At 60.0% G+C, this 19,828-nt stretch carries 16 protein-coding genes and 4 tRNA genes; 11 read left to right on the top strand and 9 right to left on the bottom strand.

Annotation, left to right across the window (positions count from 1 at the left end):
• The first annotated feature begins 121 nt into the window (after nucleotides 1-121).
• Nucleotides 122-673: a glutathione peroxidase gene (locus KI237_RS07490; protein ID WP_212799416.1), complete on the top strand. Its 552-nt coding sequence runs from the start codon at nucleotides 122-124 to the stop codon at nucleotides 671-673.
• Nucleotides 674-763: 90 nt separating this feature from the next.
• On the opposite strand, the gene KI237_RS07495 is transcribed toward KI237_RS07490, so the two are convergent.
• From KI237_RS07495 to KI237_RS07505, 3 genes are all read right to left on the bottom strand, one after another.
• Nucleotides 764-2,035, bottom strand: a complete 1,272-nt coding sequence (locus tag KI237_RS07495) for an OmpP1/FadL family transporter (RefSeq protein ID WP_212799417.1) — start codon at nucleotides 2,033-2,035, stop codon at nucleotides 764-766.
• Between the two features lie 144 nt (nucleotides 2,036-2,179).
• Nucleotides 2,180-2,662: a hypothetical protein gene (locus KI237_RS07500; RefSeq protein ID WP_212799418.1), complete on the bottom strand. Its 483-nt coding sequence runs from the start codon at nucleotides 2,660-2,662 to the stop codon at nucleotides 2,180-2,182.
• Nucleotides 2,663-2,938: 276 nt separating this feature from the next.
• Entirely contained in the window at nucleotides 2,939-3,163 is a 225-nt protein-coding gene (locus KI237_RS07505) for a hypothetical protein (protein ID WP_003204606.1), read from the bottom strand.
• 954 nt (nucleotides 3,164-4,117) lie between these two features.
• Between KI237_RS07505 and KI237_RS07510 the strand changes: the two genes are divergently transcribed.
• Nucleotides 4,118-4,441 (top strand): SEL1-like repeat protein, encoded by a 324-nt coding sequence (locus tag KI237_RS07510; RefSeq protein ID WP_212799419.1) that lies wholly within the window; start codon nucleotides 4,118-4,120, stop codon nucleotides 4,439-4,441.
• A 188-nt stretch (nucleotides 4,442-4,629) separates the two neighbouring features.
• Complete coding sequence (locus KI237_RS07515; protein WP_249410746.1) at nucleotides 4,630-6,018, top strand: DNA recombination protein RmuC; 1,389 nt, start codon at nucleotides 4,630-4,632, stop codon at nucleotides 6,016-6,018.
• Between the two features lie 146 nt (nucleotides 6,019-6,164).
• Here KI237_RS07515 and KI237_RS07520 read toward each other — a convergent pair whose 3' ends face one another.
• Together KI237_RS07520 and KI237_RS07525 are read right to left on the bottom strand one after the other, a co-directional pair.
• A complete protein-coding gene (locus KI237_RS07520) occupies nucleotides 6,165-9,635 on the bottom strand; it encodes a hybrid sensor histidine kinase/response regulator (RefSeq protein WP_212799421.1) in 3,471 nt (1,156 codons plus the stop codon).
• Nucleotides 9,636-9,872: 237 nt separating this feature from the next.
• Nucleotides 9,873-10,412, bottom strand: coding sequence for a TetR/AcrR family transcriptional regulator (locus KI237_RS07525; protein WP_212799422.1), 540 nt, complete (start codon nucleotides 10,410-10,412; stop codon nucleotides 9,873-9,875).
• A gap of 103 nt (nucleotides 10,413-10,515) precedes the next feature.
• On the opposite strand from KI237_RS07525, the gene KI237_RS07530 reads away from it, so the two are divergent.
• The 4 genes from KI237_RS07530 (at nucleotide 10,516) to KI237_RS07545 (ending at nucleotide 15,296) form a co-directional block, all read left to right on the top strand.
• Nucleotides 10,516-11,706 (top strand): MFS transporter, encoded by a 1,191-nt coding sequence (locus tag KI237_RS07530; protein ID WP_212799423.1) that lies wholly within the window; start codon nucleotides 10,516-10,518, stop codon nucleotides 11,704-11,706.
• A gap of 69 nt (nucleotides 11,707-11,775) precedes the next feature.
• The gene (locus KI237_RS07535) at nucleotides 11,776-12,087 is read left to right on the top strand and encodes a cupin domain-containing protein (protein WP_212799424.1); all 312 of its coding nucleotides are present in this window, start codon (nucleotides 11,776-11,778) and stop codon (nucleotides 12,085-12,087) included.
• A gap of 103 nt (nucleotides 12,088-12,190) precedes the next feature.
• Complete coding sequence (locus KI237_RS07540) at nucleotides 12,191-13,339, top strand: TDT family transporter (RefSeq protein ID WP_212799425.1); 1,149 nt, start codon at nucleotides 12,191-12,193, stop codon at nucleotides 13,337-13,339.
• A gap of 82 nt (nucleotides 13,340-13,421) precedes the next feature.
• Nucleotides 13,422-15,296: an MFS transporter gene (locus KI237_RS07545; RefSeq protein ID WP_212799426.1), complete on the top strand. Its 1,875-nt coding sequence runs from the start codon at nucleotides 13,422-13,424 to the stop codon at nucleotides 15,294-15,296.
• A 116-nt stretch (nucleotides 15,297-15,412) separates the two neighbouring features.
• Here KI237_RS07545 and sugE read toward each other — a convergent pair whose 3' ends face one another.
• The 3 genes from sugE to rdgC all read right to left on the bottom strand — a co-directional run bounded on the left by sugE (nucleotide 15,413) and on the right by rdgC (nucleotide 17,872).
• Entirely contained in the window at nucleotides 15,413-15,727 is a 315-nt protein-coding gene (gene sugE / locus KI237_RS07550) for a quaternary ammonium compound efflux SMR transporter SugE (protein WP_039594604.1), read from the bottom strand.
• 117 nt (nucleotides 15,728-15,844) lie between these two features.
• Nucleotides 15,845-16,810 (bottom strand): bile acid:sodium symporter family protein, encoded by a 966-nt coding sequence (locus KI237_RS07555; protein WP_212799427.1) that lies wholly within the window; start codon nucleotides 16,808-16,810, stop codon nucleotides 15,845-15,847.
• A gap of 141 nt (nucleotides 16,811-16,951) precedes the next feature.
• Nucleotides 16,952-17,872, bottom strand: coding sequence for a recombination-associated protein RdgC (gene rdgC / locus KI237_RS07560; protein WP_014339706.1), 921 nt, complete (start codon nucleotides 17,870-17,872; stop codon nucleotides 16,952-16,954).
• Between the two features lie 160 nt (nucleotides 17,873-18,032).
• Here rdgC and KI237_RS07565 point away from each other — a divergent pair.
• The 4 genes from KI237_RS07565 (at nucleotide 18,033) to KI237_RS07580 (ending at nucleotide 18,549) form a co-directional block, all read left to right on the top strand.
• Nucleotides 18,033-18,108 (top strand) — tRNA-Val (locus KI237_RS07565).
• A 19-nt stretch (nucleotides 18,109-18,127) separates the two neighbouring features.
• Nucleotides 18,128-18,204, top strand: a tRNA-Asp gene (locus KI237_RS07570).
• Between the two features lie 175 nt (nucleotides 18,205-18,379).
• Nucleotides 18,380-18,455 (top strand) — tRNA-Val (locus KI237_RS07575).
• Between the two features lie 17 nt (nucleotides 18,456-18,472).
• A tRNA-Asp gene (locus KI237_RS07580) sits at nucleotides 18,473-18,549 on the top strand.
• Between the two features lie 251 nt (nucleotides 18,550-18,800).
• On the opposite strand, the gene KI237_RS07585 is transcribed toward KI237_RS07580, so the two are convergent.
• The gene (locus KI237_RS07585) at nucleotides 18,801-19,709 is read right to left on the bottom strand and encodes an alpha/beta hydrolase (protein ID WP_212799428.1); all 909 of its coding nucleotides are present in this window, start codon (nucleotides 19,707-19,709) and stop codon (nucleotides 18,801-18,803) included.
• Nucleotides 19,710-19,828: the final 119 nt, after the last annotated feature.

The raw sequence follows: 19,828 nt of genomic DNA on the forward strand, positions 1-19,828 counted from the left end.
GGGGCTGGCATCAGGGCGGGTTGGCCTTGATGCAGTTGGGCATGGGGGTGTGTTGAACAATGGACGGCATCGGACGCTGCGAGTAACGTCGTGGTCTGAAATGCTTTCTAGGAAAATCGACATGTTGATGCGCTGGTTTGCTGTTCCCGCCCTGTTGCTGGCTGCGACCGGGCACGTCTGGGCCGCCGGTTGCCCGCCGTTGCTGGAGGGTTCCTTGCCCAAGTTGCGGGCCAAGGAAACCATCGACCTGTGCCAACGCTTCGCCGGCAAGCCGCTGGTGGTGGTCAACACCGCCAGCTTCTGCGGCTTCGCCCCCCAGTTCAAAGGCCTCGAGGCGCTTAATCAACGCTACAAGGACCAAGGGTTGCAGGTGCTGGGTGTGCCTTCCAATGACTTCAAGCAGGAAGCCAAGGACGGGGCTGAAACCGCCAAGGTCTGCTACGTCAACTACGGGGTGACTTTCACCATGACCGAACCACAGCCGGTGCGTGGTGCGGATGCGATACCGCTGTTCAGGCACCTGGCTGAACAATCCGGCGCGCCGAAATGGAATTTCTACAAGTACGTGGTGGACCGCCAGGGCAATGTCGTTGGCAGTTTTTCCAGCCGGATCAAGCCTGACGATCCCGATTTCATCAAGGCGGTAGAGGCGGCCATTGCCTCGAAGCCCTGATCGCCAGCCACGAAAAAGCCCCGCTTCTTTGCAGAATGCGGGGCTTTTTTTCGCTTCAGGTGGCGAGGGGTTCAGGTTCGCCGTGAAACATCAGAAGCGGTAGGTTGCACCCACACCGAAACCGTTGGCGCTGTTTTCATATTTGGCGTTGTAGGACTGGCCGAGGGCATTGCTGCCGCTGACGTTGACTTTTTCTTCCTTGAGGTAGGAGTAGGCCACGTCGATGGTCAGGTCGTCGGTTGGGCTCCAGCCGGCACCGAGGCTGAAGATGGTCCGGTCGCCGGTCGGGATGCGTGGCGAGCGGTCGGTGTTGTTGGTGGGGGCCTGGTCGAAGGACAGGCCGGTACGCAGTACCCACTGTTTGTTCAACTGGTAGGAAGTACCAATGGCGTAGGCCCAGGTGTCGTGCCAGTTTTGTTCTTCGGTGATGTTGGTGAAGAAGTTTGGAGCCAGGGGGCCAGTCACACCGTCATTCTTCACGGTGATTTCTTTCAAGCGGCTCCAGCGCGTCCAGGTGCTACCGGCGTAGACGGTCCAGGCATCATTGATTTGCTGGGTGACCGAAAAGTCCACCGATTCGGGTGTCGTAATGTCCAGCGAAGCATCGTAGCGCGCGTCACTCAGGAAGCCGGGAGGAGTGCCCGCCCCGGGACTGATTTCGGTGTGGCCTTCAAGCTTGTACTTGACCTTGGAGTGATAGGTCAGGCCAACACGGGTGGTATCGGTCGCCTGGACCAGCACGCCGATGTTGTAGCCATAACCAATGTCGTCGCCCTTGATCTTCACGTCGCCATCGTTAGGCGACAGTGGTGTGCTCAGGGTCGATTCCAGTGCGCCGGAGATACGGTTGATAGTCGGGCCGAAACCGATCGATACCTTGTCGTTGAAGGCATAGCTGACGGTTGGCTGGAACGTGACGACCTTCACTTCGCTCTTGCTGCCGAAGTTGCCGCCCTGGAAGCCATTTTCATAATCGGTGATCAGGCCAAACGGTGCGTAGACACCCAGGCCGAAAGCCCACTGATCATCGATAGGCTTGACGTAATAACCCATCGGAACGCCGGTCAGCGGGACCATGTCGCCCTTGTTGGTACCGGACTGCGTACCGCTGGCATCTTTGATGTCGGTGGAAGCATCAATGGCCGCGAAGCCACCCGTGACCTGTTGGCGCTTGAGGCGCGACATGCCGGCAGGGTTGCCAAATACGGTGCTTGCATCATCGGCAGCGGAAGAACGACCTGCGAAACCAGTGCCCATGCCACTGATGCTTTGTTCGTTCAAGGCAAAGCCACTGGCGAAAAGTTGAGTGGATGCCAAGGTTACGGCAAGGCCAAGGGTGGTTTTGAGCATCATTTTTTTCATTGTTAGAACTCCTGGTGATCACCGACGCGAAAATTACCAACATTTTCCTTCAAGCGCTATAGCCCGTATCGCTTGATTTAGAGGGGTTTTGTAGGACAATCCGACCAGATTCGCGACCGTTGTAGGAAGTTTCCAAATTTCCCATCAGCAAGCGACCTGGTTCAGGGGTGAAACACAGCTTCGCCAGGCGCAGGTGAAATCTCGCAGGCGTCCTTGGGGGTGAAAGGTTTGTCGCCAGATGCGGGCCATGCCAAGCAGGTCATCGGCTTCAGGAAGCGGGGTGTTCTGTTCCTCGACCAGCAGCCAGGCGATGGCGGTGGCATAGCGCAAATTGACGGTCAACTCCAGGTGCGGGCCGCTGAGAAAGGCGTGCTGGCTGGCCAGGCCGCGTACCAGGCTGGCACGTTCCGGGTCCAGCGCCAGGTAATGATCCCAGAGTGCCTGGTGTCGGGGCTCGGTAATGCGATACAGGCCATGCCCGCGGCGATCATGCAGGGCTGAACCCAGGGCGGACTGGCTGGCGGCAATACCCAGCAACAAGGATTCCGCCGTTGCGCTATGACGCTCAAGGTAGAGGAGCGTCGGGCGGATCACATATCGACACAGTTCGCTGGCAGCGATACCCATAAAACCCTCGAAGTGTGAAAGGGGCGGAGCCTGAAGAGTGTGGGCTTGGCAGCGGTGGATCGGTCCAGGCCCCGCCGGAAGCGGATCATGCCGCTTGACTTGAAGTGTAGTGTCATATTTGCGTTGTAAAGGACTGTTTTTAAAACATCTTCAACGAACGGTTATAACTGTTATATCCCTTGGTACTTACGCCGTTTCGCTTGATCGAGAAATTCCAGGCAATAAAAAGCCCCGCTTTCTGGGCGGGGCCTTTGGGTTTTCAGTCTTTCTGGCGTCTCAGGCAACCAGTGCCTGGCGGGTACGCTCGATCACGGCCTGCAGCGGTTCGGCGCTGGAGTACTGATCGGGGTACAGGCGTTCGCTGTGACGGGCGATGCCGTGTTCGTTGACCAGGGTGAAGCTGAAGCAGCCTTTGCGAGCGGCCATGATCAGGCAGTTCATCGGGGCAAAAGCGTTGGTTAGGGTGCGGATAGCATCCTGTGCATGGATTTGAGTAGACATGTTATGGGTGTTCCTACAAATGACACGGTTAAGAACCGTGCAACGTTAAAACGTTCCAGTAACGTCGACCACCATTGGTCGAACGAAGAACCCGACTGGAACAAAGCAGCCAGTTTGAGCGCTATATAAAGTGCGCGCTTGGGCTGGCAGGTAGGTACTTAGGAGGGCAGGCAACACATCAAGGGCAAAGGTTCTGGGCCCGGGGTGAAGATCCTGATCAATTTGCAGGTTGGTTCGGTCAGAGTAATGAGCCTGGCAACACCCTTTGCATTCGATCAAAGGCTGTGTTGACGCAAGGTTTACCTGGAAACCATCGAGGGGGCCGGTCTCCTTTTTTCGATGAGGCGTCCTTTGAAGGATGGCTGACCGTGGAGATGTGTTCGACCCGGAATTGACTTTCAGCTTGGTACTAACGCCGCGGATACTAACGGATCGGAACCATGAAGGGAAGGGTGTTGGTTAAAAAATATTCAAAAGTTCGATAAACCGTGGTGAGGAGTCGGACGCGTAGCACAGGATTCAAGTGTGTGCAGGTGCGCGCGCGTCACCGACGTCGCGTGTAGGGCATGAGGTTTATCCCCAGGTTTTACCGCCAGATGCGCCAAAAAAACGCAGCGTTATAACCAGTTCGGCTGTTACTTGTGCACACTCGCGGCACCACTTGTCACTGTCCTGTCATGTCGAAACAATCCGGGGTGGGTGCCTGTATCCAAAATTTAAGTCAATGAAAAACATCGCTTTTTTTTACTGGTGAAAAAATCGTCAGTTTGAGCGCAGGCCCCGTTCCACAGGGCTTTGCGCGAGTTCAGGGTGGGTTGTCCACTGAGTTATCCACAGCTTCTGTGGATTGTCCCAAGCGCTTGCTCTAGCACGGGCGTGCTGGTTTTTTTCGGCTTTACCCGTACGAAAAAAGGAGTAGAGTGGCGCGCCTTCCGATCTGTCCCACAGTGTTTTATGAAGTTTCGCTCAGTATCAAATCCTGTTACCTCCACACCCTCTGGTGTTACCCCGCCCAAGCGTATTTCGATGCGGGTGGCTGAGTGGCTGCTCGACAGCCCGCGACTGGGGGACAGCCCCAGCGTCAAGCACTTGGCCGGCCGTCTGCTCAAGCAACCGGCTCGTGAAGGCGTGGTGGCCGCGCAAAGTCGCCTCGGGCAGTTGATGTGCCGTGAATGTGGCAACGCCCGGGATCGCCGCATTGGTCACGACCTGCTGCGCCAAGCCGCGCGAGCCGGCGATGATCGAGCCCGCCGGGCCCTCGGTGAAATCGAAAGCTGAAAACGAAGACCGCGCTGGGCAACCCCCAGCCGCTTGGTTAACCTTCGGGCTTTATTTGATCGGCAGGAATTGTCATGGCTATGGATTTGACCAGCCTGTTGCTTGGCCTGGCAGGCGCTGCGGTGCCGCTGCTGGCATTGGCCTGGCACCTGCAACGCCAAGCCAGTGCCGCGCAGAACGAACAGGCCCTGCTGGAAGAGCGCCTGACCACCGCGCACATGGCCCACGACGGCCTCAATGCCCAGCTCGATGCCTGCCGTGATGAGATCAGCGACCTGAGCCAGGCCAACGCCGCCAAGCAGGCCGAGCTTGCCGCCGCCTGTCGTGAAGTCGAGTTGTTGCAGATCGAGCGCGACAACGCCCGGGATGCGGCCCACGTCTGGAACCTCGAGCGCGCCAACAAGGAAGCGGAACTGCGGCGGCTCGATGCTCAGGCGGCGTCGTTGCATGCCGAACTGCGCGAGCAGCAGGAAAGCCATCAGCAACGTCTGGATGATCTGCAAGGTTCGCGCGACGCGTTGCGGGCACAGTTCGCCGAGCTGGCCGGGAAGATCTTCGACGAGCGTGAGCAGCGCTTTGCCGAGACCAGCCACCAGCGCCTGGGCCAGTTGCTCGATCCGCTGAAGGAGCGCATCCAGTCCTTTGAAAAGCGCGTCGAAGAAAGTTATCAGGCCGAGGCCCGGGAACGTTTCTCCCTGGGTAAGGAGCTGGAGCGCTTGCAACAACTGAACCTGCGCCTGAGCGACGAGGCGACCAACCTCACCCGCGCGCTCAAGGGGCAGAAGACCCAAGGCAACTGGGGCGAACTGATTCTGGAGCGGGTGCTCGAACATGCCGGCCTGGAGAAGGGCCGCGAGTATCAGACCCAGGTCAGCCTCAAGGGCCCGGACGGTGAGCGTTTCCAGCCAGACGTGTTGATTTATCTGCCCGGCGACAAGCAAGTGGTGGTCGATTCCAAGGTCAGCCTCACGGCCTATCAGCAGTACGTGGCCGCCGAAGACGACGCCATCGGCCAGCTCGCCCTCAAGCAGCATGTGGTGTCGTTGCGAGCCCACGTCAAAGGCTTGGCCGGCAAGGACTACAAACGCCTGGACGGTTTGCACAGCCTGGATTTCGTGTTGTTGTTCGTGCCGATCGAAGCCGCGTTTTCCGCCGCCCTGCAAGCCGAGCCGAACCTGTTCCAGGAAGCCTTCGACCGTAACATCGTGATCGTCAGCCCGACCACCCTGCTGGCAACGCTGCGGGTGATCGACAGCCTGTGGAAACAGGAGCGCCAGAGCCAGAACGCTCGGGAAATCGCCGAGCGGGCCGGGTGGCTGTACGACAAATTCGTCCTGTTCATCCAGGACCTGGATGAGATCGGCAGTCGCTTGCAGCAGCTGGACAAAGCCTACAGCGCGGCGCGCAACAAACTGACGGAAGGGCGCGGCAACCTGATCAGCCGCAGCGAACAGCTCAAACTGCTCGGCGCCCGGGCCAGCAAGAGCTTGCCCAGCGAATTGCTCGAACGGGCGATGAGCGATGCGGATGGGTTGCCAGAGTTGCCGGAAGAAGCCAGCGAGAAAACCCAGGGCTGAAACACTAACCCAAGGCTGAAGCAGAAACTTGTGGTGAGGTCCTCTGTGGGAGCAAAGCTTGCTCGCGATGACATCCTTGAGACCGCCATCGCGGGCAAGCCTTGCTCCCACAAGATGCCCTTGCACAGGGCCTCCATTTCTCCGAATTACAACGGTAAATGCCGGCTCAACAACGCCCGCAATGCCGCCGGTTTCACCGGCTTGGCCAGGTAATCCAGGCCTGCGGCATGCACCTGGGCGATCATCTCAGGTCGGCCGTCGGCGCTGATGACCACCCCCGGCACCGGCTCGCCCATGCGTGTGCGCAACCAGGCCATCAGCTCGGTGCCGGTCTCGCCGTCGTCCAGATGAAAATCCACCAGCGCCAGTTGCGGTCGGCCGCCCTGGACCAGCCAACGCTCACATTCTTCCCGGTTGCGCGCCGTCCACACCTGGCAACCCCAGCGTGTCAGCAGGCTGTTCATGCCGATCAGGATGCTGTCTTCATTATCGACACAGAGCACCTGGGCGCCGCTTGGCAAATGACCGTTGGGCTCGGCAGTGGGGCTCGGTACGACGGCCTGTGTATGGGCCAAGGGAACGCTGACGCTGAACACGCTGCCACGCCCCGGCCAGGAGCGCACGCGCAAGGTATGGCCCAGCACGCGGCATAGCCCGTCGGCGATGGCCAGGCCCAGGCCCAGACCCTTTTCGGCGCGGGTCTGGTGACTGTCCAGGCGTTTGAACTCCTCGAAAATGACCTGCAGCTTATCCTCGGCGATGCCCGGCCCGCGATCCCAGACTTCCAGGCACAACTCGCCGTTGTGCCGACGTACCCCCAGCAACACCGGGCCCTTGGCATAGCGGAAGGCGTTGGTGAGGAAGTTCTGCAAAACCCGCCGCAACAACTTGATGTCGCTGTCGACCCGCAGCCGCGAGCCGCGCATTCGGAATTTCAGGCCTTGTTCCTGGGCCAGCGCCGTGAACTCGGCGCCCAAGATGTCGAACAACTCGTTGAGGACGAACGGCTTGCGGTCGGGGTTGATCTTGCCGTTTTCCAGGCGGGAGATGTCCAGCAGGTCGGTGATCAGGTCTTCAGCGGAGCGCAGCGAACTGTCCAGATGCTGCACCAGTTGCCGGGCCTCGCTTGGCAAACCTTCGTGCTGGTGGGACAGCGCGGCAGAGAACAGGCGCGCGGCGTTGAGCGGTTGCATCAGGTCGTGGCTGACTGCGGCCAGGAACCGGGTCTTGGACTGATAGGCCGCCTCGGCGGTGCTCTTGGCTTCGGTCAGGGCCACGTTCAGTTGAGACAATTCCCGGGTGCGTTCGGCCACCCGTTGTTCCAGCCCTTCGTTGGCTTCGGTCAGCGCTTTCGCGGCCTCGCGAAAGGCGGTGATGTCGGTGAAACTCATGACGAAGCCGCCACCGGGCATCGGGTTGCCGATCAGCTCGATCACCCGGCCATTGGGGAACAGTCGTTCAGAGGTATGGGCGCGGCCCTGGCGCATCCAGTGCAGGCGTCGGGCGACGTGGACTTCGGCTTCGCCTGGGCCACAAAGGCCACGTTCGGCGTTGTAGCGGATGATGTCGGCGATGGGCCGGCCAACACTGATCAAGCCGTCCGGATACTTGAACAGTTCCAGGTAGCGACGATTCCAGGCCACCAGCCTGAGGGACTGGTCGACCACACTGATGCCCTGGCTGATGTTCTCGATGGCGCCTTGCAGCAGGGCACGGTTGAACTGCAGTACTTCCGAGGCTTCGTCCGCGATCCGGACGACGTCTTCGAGCTGCATCTCCCGACCTTCAATGGCGGCTTTTACCACGGCCCTGGTCGATGACGCCCCGAGTACACCGGCCAGTAGGCGTTCAGTGTGGGCGATCCATTCGCTGTCGGCGTTCTGGGTCGGATTGAAGCCTTTGCCCTGGCGGTAGGCAAAGCGAATGAAACTCTGCCGCGCCCGCTCCTCGCCGACGAAACGGGCGGCCAGTTGCAACAGGTCTTCGATGTGCACCGCCAGCATTGAACGGGGGTTGGGGCGGGCGCTGATTTCCTGACCGATGAAGCGTCCGGCCTGCCAGTGTTCCGAGACGCGTGTGCGCGACAGCACGGACACCCAGGCAAACAGCGTGAAGTTACCGGCCAGGGACAGGACCACCCCTTGGGTCAGAGGGGTAATCGGCAGGTTCAATGGATTGCCGTGCAACCAGGCCAGGCCGGGGAAGCTCGTGAGCGACCAGCCCAGGCTGTGAGCGGCGATCGGTAACACCAAGGTGTAGAACCACAGGAAAATCCCCATGGCGAGGCCGGCGAACACGCCGCGGCGGTTGGCCTGTTTCCAGTACAGTGCGCCGAGCATGGCCGGAGCCAGTTGGGTCACGGCGGCGAAGGCGATCTGGCCGATGGTCGCCAGGCTCGTCGTCGAACCCAGCAGGCGGTAGCTGACGTAGGCCAGCAACAGGATCACCACGATGCTCACCCGACGCACCGACAGCATCCACTGGCGGAACACTTCGAAGGGCCGTTCGGCGTTGTTGCGGCGCAGCAGCCACGGTAACAACATGTCGTTGGAGACCATGGTGGACAGCGCCACACTCGCGACGATCACCATGCCGGTGGCCGCCGAGGCGCCACCGATGAACGCCAATACCGCCAGGGCCGGATGTGCCTGGGCCAGCGGTAGGCTGATGACGAACGAGTCCGGCAGTACCGAGCTGGGCAGCATCATTTGCCCGGCGAGGGCGATGGGCACCACGAACAGCGCGGCCAGGGCCAGGTAGGCGGGGAATACCCACTTGGCCAGGCGCAGGTCCTGAGGTTCGATGTTTTCCACCACGGTCACGTGGAACTGCCGCGGCAAGCAGATGATCGCCATCATCGCCACCCCGGTTTGCACCACCATGGACGGCCAGTTGATGGTTTCTTTCCAGTATTGCTCCAGGCGAGGGGCGAGCATCGCCTGGTCGAACAGGTCGTCGAAGCCGTCATAGAGGCCGAACGTCACGAACGCGCCAACGGCCAGGAAGGCGAACAGCTTGACCAGGGATTCGAAGGCAATCGCCAGCACCATGCCACGGTGGTGTTCGGTGGCGTCGAGGTTGCGGGTACCGAACAGGATGGTGAACAAGGCCAGGATCAGCGAGACGATCAGCGCGGTGTCCTGGGCACGGGTGCCCATGGCATCGGCGCCAGCGCCGATCAACAGGTTCACCCCGAGCACGATGCCCTTGAGTTGCAAGGCGATGTACGGCAGCACGCCGACCAGGCAGATCAGCGCGACCACCACCGCCAGGGATTGGGACTTGCCATAGCGGGCGGCGATGAAGTCGGCGATGGAGGTGATGTTCTCCTGTTTGCTGATCATCACCATTTTCTGCAGGACCCACGGCGCCAGCACCAGCAGCAGGATCGGCCCGAGGTAGATCGGCAGGAATGACCAGAGCTGTTCGGCGGCCTGGCCGACGGCGCCAAAGAACGTCCAACTGGTGCAATACACCGCCAGCGACAGGCTGTAGACCCAGGCCCGCACCCGCGGCGGCAGCGGCGTGCTGCGCCGGTCGCCGTAGAAGGCGATGGCAAACATGATGGCCATATAGGCCAGGGCGACAACGGCGATCAGCCCGCTGGACAGCGACATGGAAACTCCCGGACAAAGACACCGGGTCTTGAGCCCGGCAGGACAGTCTCGCATGCCCGCTCGGGTTCGTCAGTGTCGACCAAGGTCGAGGCGTGTTGGGGTGTCGCAGGTGGGGATTGAGGTGTTTGGGCGGTCCTCATCGCGAGCAAGCTCGCTCCCACGGGATTTGCGGTGAACACTCGTTCTTTGGACGCCCTTGGAACCCATGTGGGAGCGAGCCTGCTCGCGATGGCGTCGTCACTGACCCAGCGCGATATCCACCAACCGATGCAACTCCTCAACCGCCAACGGCGCGCTGGCAAAGAGGATGCGGAACACCGTCGGTGCCACCACCACATTGATCAGCCGTTCGACGCCCGGGTTGGGTTCATCGGGGTAGCGATCCAGGATGATCTGCAACTGACGGCTGATGACCCCCACGCAATACCCTGGAGTGGCGCATGCCTGGATGTCGCGCATCATGTTGCGACCGGGCTCGGAACACATTTCATCCAGGTACTGTTCGGCCCAGGCGAGTAGGTCGCCGCGCAGGCTGCCGGTGTTGGCGGGTTCGCTGTCGGGGCGCAAACGGGCGATGGCGACGTCAGCCAGCAGCGCCGGCAGATCACCCCAGCGCCGGTAGATGGTGGACGGCGTCACCCCGGCGCGCGCAGCGATTTGCGGCACGGTCAGGGTCGCACGGTCCTGCTCTTGCAGCAGGTCGCGGACCGCCGAATGAATCGACTCTTGGACCCGGGCGCTTCGACCGCCGGGGCGTAAACCTTCTTTAATTGCCATGCGTCAGACCTTAACACAAAGAATTTGCTTTAAGCACACGCTGGTAGCACACTCCGCAAAAGCAAAAAATTAGCCTTTGCGAATATTCCTGTGGAGCGTGCCCATGTCCCGTCCAGCTTCGACCCGCGCCAGCCTGATATTCCTGGCGCTCACCTTGCTCGGTTTTCTCGCCGCGTCCAGCGCGCCGACGCCGTTGTATCACCTCTACCAGGAACAATTGCAATTTTCCCCGGCGGTGCTGACGCTGATTTTCGGTGTGTACGCCTTCAGCCTGTTGGCGGCCTTGCTGACCGTGGGTTCGCTGTCGGATTACCTGGGCCGTAAACCGGTGATCTTCGTGGCGCTGTTGCTCAATATGCTGGCGATGCTGCTGTTTATCCGTGCCGACAGCGTTGCCTGGTTGATCAGTGCCCGATTGATCCAGGGATTTGCCACCGGCATGGCCACCAGCGTGCTGGGGGCTGCCTTGCTGGATTTCGACCGTCGCCAAGGCCCATTGATCACCAGTGTCGCGCCGCTGTTGGGCATGGCATGCGGGGCGCTGGGCTGTGGCCTGCTGGCTGAGTTCGCACCGTTGCCCTTGCAACTGACGTACTGGCTTTTGTTGGGCTTGTTCCTGGCTCAGGCCGTTTACCTCTGGCGCCTGGCGGAAAGCGTCAGCTCGCAACCCGGTGCCTGGCAGTCCCTGTGGCCGACCCTGCATGTGCCGCTCCAGGCGCGGCAAGCCTTGTGGCGGGTCCTGCCACTGGACCTGGCGGCCTGGGCCGTAGGCGGTTTCTACCTGTCACTGGCACCGTCCCTGGTGCGAGCGGCAACCGGATCGACCTCCAATCTGATCGGTGGCGCGCTGGTGGCGGTGTTGACCCTCAGCGGCGCGTTATCCATTTACCTGTTGCGCAACCAAGGCGCAGACAAGATGTTGCGCCTGTCCGCGAGCTTGCTGGTGATTGGCCTGGCATTGGTGCTGGTGGCGGTGCATGACGCTAGCTTGCCATTGTTCTTCATGGGCACGCTGGTCACTGGCGGCGGCTTTGGTGCGGGATTCCTGGGCGCGCTGCGCAGCATCATGCCGCTGGCGTTGCCCCACGAACGGGCCGGCTTGATGTCGGCGTTCTATGTCCTCAGTTACCTGGCCTTCAGCCTGCCGTCGCTGCTGGCGGGGAACCTGACGCGGGTGTTTGGATTGATCCCGACCACCGATGGCTATGGCGCGGTGTTGATTGTGCTGTGTGTCGTCGCGTTGTTGGGGTTACGTCAATCCATGAGGCCGGTCAGCGATGGCGCGCGGCCTTGAAACCAAGCATGCAGGCGCTGCTGGCAGTGGGTTAGTCTTGGCGCCTCAGCCTTTTTTTCGGACGATCCCTTGAAAATCATTCGCAGCAAATCCTTCACCGGGGACCGCGCTTGGGCGGCGCTGGATATCGCCAACATGAACGGCATCACCACGCGCCTGCACTGGACCGATCAGCCGTACAAATGGCACGTCAATGACGGCGAGGAGGTCTTTGTGGTGCTCGATGGGCAAGTGCGGATGTGCTACCGGGAAGAGGGTGTCGAAAAGCAGAGCTTGCTGGAGGCCGGGGACATTTTCTACGCATCGGTGGGCACTGAGCATGTGGCCAAGCCCTTGGGCGAAGCGAGAATCCTGGTGATAGAGACCGAAGGCAGCGTCTGATATTTATCTATTAAACCGATAACATATAGAGAAATTACCCGTTATATAGATATTCGATCCGGCTCTAGCATGGCGTCACCTCATCCGAGGACAGGAGTTCGCCATGACATGCTGCGCCGCAAAAAACCGCCTGCGTCCCTTGAGCCATTTGCCCAGGCCGCTGGAGGCCATTCGCCAATTCACGCCTAACTGGTTTGCCGTGATCATGGGCACCGGTGTGCTGGCGCTGGCCTTGGCGCAATGGCCTGGGAATGTGCCGGGCCTGCGCCTCTTGGGTGAAGGTTTGTGGTTGTTCAATACGCTATTGTTCGTGGTGTTCGCCCTCATGTACACGGCCCGTTGGGTGCTGTTCTTCAACGAGGCGCGACGGATCTTCGGCCACTCAACGGTCTCGATGTTTTTCGGCACCATTCCCATGGGGCTGGCGACCATCATCAACGGCTTTCTGGTGTTTGGGCTACCGCGCTGGGGGAACGGGGTGGTGCCCTTGGCCGAGGCGTTATGGTGGGTCGACGTGGCCATGTCGCTGGCTTGTGGGGTGCTGATCCCATTCTTGATGTTCACCCGCCAGGAACACCGTATCGACCAAATGACCGCCGTGTGGCTCTTGCCGGTGGTGGCCGCCGAAGTCGCGGCGGCCAGTGGCGGGCTGTTGGCGCCGCATCTGGCCGACGCTCATGGGCAACTGGTCATGCTGGTGACCAGCTACGTGCTCTGGGCCTTTTCCCTGCCGGTGGCGTTCAGCATCCTGACGATTTTGCTGTTGCGCATGGCCCTGCACAAACTGCCTCACGAAAACATGGCCGCCTCAAGCTGGCTGGCCCTCGGCCCGATCGGCACCGGCGCCCTGGGCATGTTGCTGCTGGGCAACGATGCCCCGCTGATTTTTGCCGCTAATGGCCTGCCCGGCGTGGGTGAAATCGCCGCCGGGTTGGGCCTGGTGGCCGGCATCACGTTGTGGGGGTTGGGGTTGTGGTGGATGTTGATGGCGCTGCTGATCACCGCGCGTTACCTGCGCGCAGGCATTCCCTTCAACCTCGGCTGGTGGGGCTTTACCTTTCCTCTGGGCGTGTACGCGCTGACCACACTGAAGCTTGCGGACCTGCTGGGCCTCGGTTTTTTCAGCGTGTTCGGGGCTGCGCTGGTGTCGATGCTGGTGGTGATGTGGCTGATCGTCGGGCGGCGTACGGTGCTGGGCGCCTGGCACGGTGAGTTGTTTGTGTCGCCCTGTATTGCAGGGCTGGCGAAATAATCGCTAAAGACAGGTAATGTGTGGCCTGGATCGAAAAGCGTTCATTCCAATAAGCGTCCACGCCACTGTAGGAACATGGAAGATGAGTCACCCTTCGCAGTTCACCTTGCTTCGTACGCGGCGTTTCCTGCCGTTCTTCATCACGCAGTCCTTGGGCGCGTTCAACGACAACATTTTCAAGCAGTCGTTGATCCTCGCCATCCTCTATAAGTTGACCATCGAGGGGGACCGCTCGATCTGGGTCAACCTCTGCGCGCTGCTGTTTATCCTGCCGTTCTTTCTGTTCTCCGCTCTGGCAGGGCAGTTCGGGGAAAAATTCGCCAAGGACGCTTTGATTCGTCTGATCAAGCTCGGCGAAATCGCCATCATGGCGGTTGGCGCAGTAGGGTTTCTGTTCGATCACTTATCGCTGATGCTGGTGGCGCTGTTCGCCATGGGCACGCATTCGGCGCTGTTCGGCCCGGTGAAGTACTCGATCCTGCCACAGGCCTTGCGCGAGGACGAACTGGTCGGCGGCAATGGGCTGGTGGAGATGGGCACGTTCCTGGCGATCCTCGCCGGTACCATCGGCGCCGGGATCATGATGTCCTCGGCGCAATACGCACCCGTGGTGTCCACCGCGATCATCGGTGTTGCCGTGCTAGGTTACCTGGCCAGCCGCAGCATTCCGCGCGCGGCGGCGGCCTCGCCGCAAATGCGCCTGAACTGGAACATCTTCAGCCAGTCCTGGGCCACCCTGAAACTGGGGTTGGGGCAAACCCCTGCCGTGTCCCGTTCGATTGTCGGCAACTCCTGGTTCTGGTTCGTCGGTGCGATCTACCTGACGCAGATCCCTGCCTATGCCAAGGAGTGGATGCACGGTGACGAAACCGTGGTGACCTTGATTCTGACGGTGTTTTCGGTGGGAATCGCCTTGGGTTCGATGCTCTGCGAAAAGCTTTCCGGGCGCAAAGTCGAGATCGGCCTGGTGCCGTTCGGCTCGTTCGGGCTGACGGTGTTCGGCCTGCTGTTGTGGTGGCATTCCGGTGGAATCCCCGACAGCGTCGATGGCCATGGTTGGCTTGAAGTGCTCGGTTTCGGTCACGCCTGGCTGGTGTTGATCGACATCCTCGGTCTCGGTGTCTTTGGCGGCTTCTACATCGTACCGCTGTATGCGTTGATCCAGTCGCGCACCGTTGAAAACGAACGGGCGCGTGTAATCGCCGCCAACAACATTCTCAATGCCTTGTTCATGGTGGTCTCGGCGATTGTCTCCATCGTCTTGCTAACCCTGGCCAAGCTGTCGATCCCGCACTTGTTCCTGGTGGTGTCGCTGCTGAACATCGGCGTCAACGCCTACATCTTCAAGATCGTTCCTGAATTCAGCATGCGTTTCATGATCTGGCTGCTGAGCCATTCCATGTACCGCGTGGAGCATCGCAACCTGGAGGCGATTCCGGATGAAGGCGCTGCACTGTTGGTTTGCAACCACGTCTCTTTTGTCGATGCCTTGCTGATTGGCGGCGCGGTGCGTCGGCCGATTCGTTTCGTGATGTACTACAAGATCTACAACCTGCCGGTGTTGAATTTCATCTTCCGTACCGCCGGGACGATCCCGATTGCTGGGCGCCAGGAAGACATTCACATCTACGAAAAAGCCTTCAAGCGAATCGCCCAATACCTGAAGGACGGCGAGCTGGTCTGCATTTTCCCTGAAGGAAAATTGACCGGTGACGGTGAGATCAATGAGTTCAAGAGCGGACTGACACGCATCCTCCAGGAGACCCCGGTGCCGGTGATTCCCCTGGCATTGCGGGGTTTGTGGGGCAGTTTCTTTAGCCGCGATCCGGCCAAGGGGTTGTTTCGCCGGTTCTGGTCACGGGTGACGTTGGTGGCGGGTTCGGCGGTAGCCGTTGAAGAGGCGGAACCGACGAAACTGCAGGCGTTGGTGGGGCAATTGCGTGGGGCAGCCCGCTAGAACGAAAAACTGTGAGAACAAAGACCTGTGGGAGCAAGGTTTGCCCGCGATGGCAATCTCAGGGACGCCATCGCGAGCAAGCTTTGCTCCCACAGGTTTAGCTTCATAAGGAAAGTTCAAGCGCTGACCTTGAGCCCGATCAACCCTGCAATGATCAACGCCACGCTGGCCAACCGAACCAGCGCCATCGATTCACCAAACAGAATGATCCCGGCGATCACCGTGCCCACGGCACCGACCCCGGTCCAGATCGCGTACGCCGTACCCAGCGGTAGTTCCTTCATTGCAAGGCCGAGCAGGCCGAGGCTGATCGCCATGGCGGCGATGGTCAGTGCAGTGGGGAGAGGGCGGCTGAAACCGTCGGTGTATTTCAGGCCGACAGCCCAGCCAACTTCAAACAGGCCGGCAAAAAACAGAATGATCCAGGACATCACACACCTCATCGATGGATGGGGTCGTCCCCGGATAACGTTCGCTCTAGCGTTGCGGGGCCGTCCCCGCATTGGGCGAAGAATGCCCAATGCTGACGACTCGGTCAAGATTGCCCTTCAGTCCACCGCTTGACGGGCCTGTAGCTCACGGTCCTGTTTTTCACTCATGCGACGGAAGTACGTCGAGAGCAGCGCCCCGGAAATATTGTGCCAGACGCTGAACAGTGCACTGGGTACCGCCGCCAACGGCGAAAAGTGCGCACTCGCCAACGCCGCGCCGAGGCCGGAGTTCTGCATGCCCACTTCCAGGGCCAGAGTCTTGCGCTGGGCCAGCGGCAAGCCGAACAAACGCCCGGTGAAGTACCCCAGCAGATAACCGAAACTATTGTGCAGCATTACGATGGCCATGATCAGCAGACCGGATTCGGCGATCTTCGCCTGACTGGCCGCCACCACCGCCGCCACAATGATCACGATGCTTACCACGGATATCAGCGGCAGGACTTCTACGGCGTGACGAACCCGGGCACCCAGCAGGCGTTGGGCAACGATGCCCAGTGCTATCGGCAACAGGACGATTTGCAGGATCGACCAGAACAGCGCCGAGAACGACACCGGCAACCAGGCCGAGGCCAGCAGCCAGATCAGTGCCGGGGTCAGTAGAGGGGCGAGCAGGGTGGTGATGGCGGAAATCGCCACGGCCAGGGCCAGATCACCGCGAGCCAGCCAGGTCATGACATTGGACGATGTGCCGCTCGGGCAGCAACCCACCAGGATCACGCCGACAGCGATCTCCGGCGGCAGGCTGAACACTTGGCAAAGCAGCCATGCCGTGCCGGGCATGATCACGAACTGGGCAACCACGCCCAAGGCTACGCGTCCCGGACGGCGGGCGACTTCGGCGAAGTCTTCCAGCTTGAGGGCCAGGCCCATGCCGAACATCACCAGGCCCAGCAGCGGCACGATGGCGATTTTCAGGCCGACGAACCACTGCGGTTGCAGGAATGCCAGTACCGCGAAAATCAGTACCCAGTAAGCGAAGGTATTGCCGACGAAGCGGCTCAATGCAGCCAATGCGCGCATGACCTGATCCTTATTATTAAGAACACCGAATACTAATGTGGGAGCGAGCTTGCTCGCGATAGCGGAGGATCAGTCAACATTTCTGTGACTGTCGCGCCGCTATCGCGAGCAAGCTCGCTCCCACAAGGGTAACCCGTTACCTTAGATCCCCTGCGGAATCTCTTCCCCGCCCAACGCCTCGACCAGCGCCGGCAGGAACTCGCCGAACGTCAACATCATCAGCGTGAAGCTGGCGTCCAGTTGGCCGAGTGCTTCGTCGCCACCGTCCTGCTCTGCCTGGTCCTGCAGCAGGTCTTCGAACTTCAGGCGCTTGACCACCATCTTGTCGTCGAGCACGAAGGACAGTTTGTCCTGCCAGGCCAGGGACAGTTGCGTCACCACCTTGCCGGTGTTCAGGTGCAGCTGGATTTCGTCGCTGGTCAGGTCCTGGCGCTTGCAGCGCACGATGCCGCCGTCTTCGTGGGTGTCGCGCAGTTCGCATTCATCCAGCACGAAGAAATCGTCCGCGGCTTTCTGGGTCTTGACCCAGTCGGTCATGGTGGCGGTCGGAGCCATCTTGACCGTCAGCGGGCGTACCGGCAGCGAGCCGATGACTTCGCGCAGGGTGGACAGCAGGTCTTCGGCGCGCTTGGGGCTGGCCGAGTTCACCAGGATCAGGCCCTGTTTCGGCGCGATGGCAGCGAAGGTCGAGGAGCGGCGAATAAAGGCACGGGGCAGGAACGCCTGGATGATTTCATCCTTGAGCTGGTCCCGCTCCTTTTTATAGACCTTGCGCATTTGCTCGGCTTCGATCTCTTCGACCTTTTCTTTCAGGGCATCGCGTACGACGCTGCCCGGCAAGATGCGTTCTTCCTTGCGCGCGGCGATCAGCAGGAAGTCCTGGCTGACGTGCACCAGCGGTGCGTCTTCGCCTTTGCCAAACGGCGCGACGAAACCGTAAGTGGTCAACTCCTGGCTTGCACATGGACGCGCCAGTTTGCTGGCCAGTGCAGTTTCCAACGCCTCGGCATCAAAAGGCAGATCTTGGGTCAGGCGATAGATAAGCAGGTTTTTGAACCACATGGGGTGAGTCTCTCCTTTATACAAAGGTGGGCATTATTCTCTTCGCGGCGCCATAGGCCAACCCTTCGCTAAGCCTTTGGAAGGCCTGAAAAAATTAATTTAAAAAGTGCTTGCCAGCTTAAAGAGTGCTCCGTAGAATGCGCGCCACACCGAAAGCGAAGGGTGATTAGCTCAGCTGGGAGAGCGTCTGCCTTACAAGCAGAATGTCGGCGGTTCGATCCCGTCATCACCCACCATTCGTTCAACGTGTTACGCGCAGCGGTAGTTCAGTCGGTTAGAATACCGGCCTGTCACGCCGGGGGTCGCGGGTTCGAGTCCCGTCCGCTGCGCCATATTCGGTAACCTGGAACACTGAACGCCAGGTCACCACAGAAAGCCCGCTAACGCGGGCTTTTTGCTGTTTAGAGTTCCTGTGGTGTGCGTTGCTCATGTTTTTTGCTGAATTTGCTAATTAAATCAGCACGTTACAAAAAACTGTGAGAGAATGCGCCCCGCATCGAAAGTGAAGGGTGATTAGCTCAGCTGGGAGAGCGTCTGCCTTACAAGCAGAATGTCGGCGGTTCGATCCCGTCATCACCCACCAAACTTTCAGTGTTACGCGCAGCGGTAGTTCAGTCGGTTAGAATACCGGCCTGTCACGCCGGGGGTCGCGGGTTCGAGTCCCGTCCGCTGCGCCATATTTGCTTCCACTAAGGCCCTCTGAACGCCTGGAAGCCACGGAAAAAGCGGCCTTATGCCGCTTTTTTCGTTTTCTGAATTCCATTCAAATCCACTTCCCGCCACGGTTTTAATACCGATGAGCGCTCGCTCGTGGTCGATAGTTCAGGCATTGAACGTAGAAGGGCGCTACAAGTCACCCGTTGATCACCGCAAGTATGAGTCTTATTACTGCATACGGTATCGCCCCGCACTCTACGCAAACGTGTAGTCAGAGCACATTTTCCTCCAGGTGCCGAAGGAGGAAGTCGCTGATCTGGTCCAGTGCTCGGCGGGCTTCTTCGAGTTGATCGCTCATGGTCTGGAAAACATGAATCATTCCCGGCCAGACGTCCAGGTGTACCGCCACGTCGGCGCTGGCCAGGCGGCTGGCCAGCCGGGTTGAATCGTCCAGCAGGCATTCCCGACTGCCAACCTGGATCAGCACTGGCGGTAGGCTCCGAAGGTCACCGTACAAGGGGGAGGCTAGCGGATTCAGAGGCTCGGCGCCCTGCAGATAGGTGTCGGCAATAATGGTGTTGCCAGCAAGCGCGCCGAGCAATGGATCTCGAGCCTGCTGCAAATTCCAGGACTCTCCCGTCTGAGCCATGTCCACCCAAGGCGACATCACTGCCACAGCTGTGGGCAGCGGCAAACCCGCGGCCTTGGCAGCCAACATCAGTGCCATGCACAGACCGCCGCCTGCACTGTCGCCGGCCAATACCAGGTGCTTGGCGTTCACACCGTTTTCGAGGAGCGCACGGTAGACATCCAGAGCATCCTCTACGGCGGCGGGGAAAGGGTGTTCCGGGGCCAGGCGGTAATCTATGCACAGGGTACGAATCCCGCTGCGGGCTGCCAGTTGGCTGACGAACGGGCGATAGGCCTGGGCGCTGCCGAATGAGTAGCCTCCGCCATGCAGATACAGCAACACGAAGTCAGGCCGCACACCTGTGGGAATGGCCCAAAGCCCGCTGACGCTAGCCAGATTGGCGGCCTCAAAGGTCACGCCCTCGGCACAGGAGCCGGAACCGAAGAGTAGTTCGGCCTGTTGACGCTGCTGATCGACAGTCAACGAGCTGAGGGGGGGCAGTTTGCTGAGGTGTTCGATGAGGCCGTCGATGTTGTTGTTATTGGGCATGTGGACTCCGGGGGAGGGCGTGTGGTGAGCTAAACAAGTTAACTTTATATATAGTTAAGTATCAAAACTAAATTGGCAAGATAATTTCGTTTCATCCTCATCTACGACGGATAGTCGTT

Source organism: Pseudomonas sp. St316 (assembly GCF_018325905.1).
Lineage (GTDB): Bacteria > Pseudomonadota > Gammaproteobacteria > Pseudomonadales > Pseudomonadaceae > Aquipseudomonas.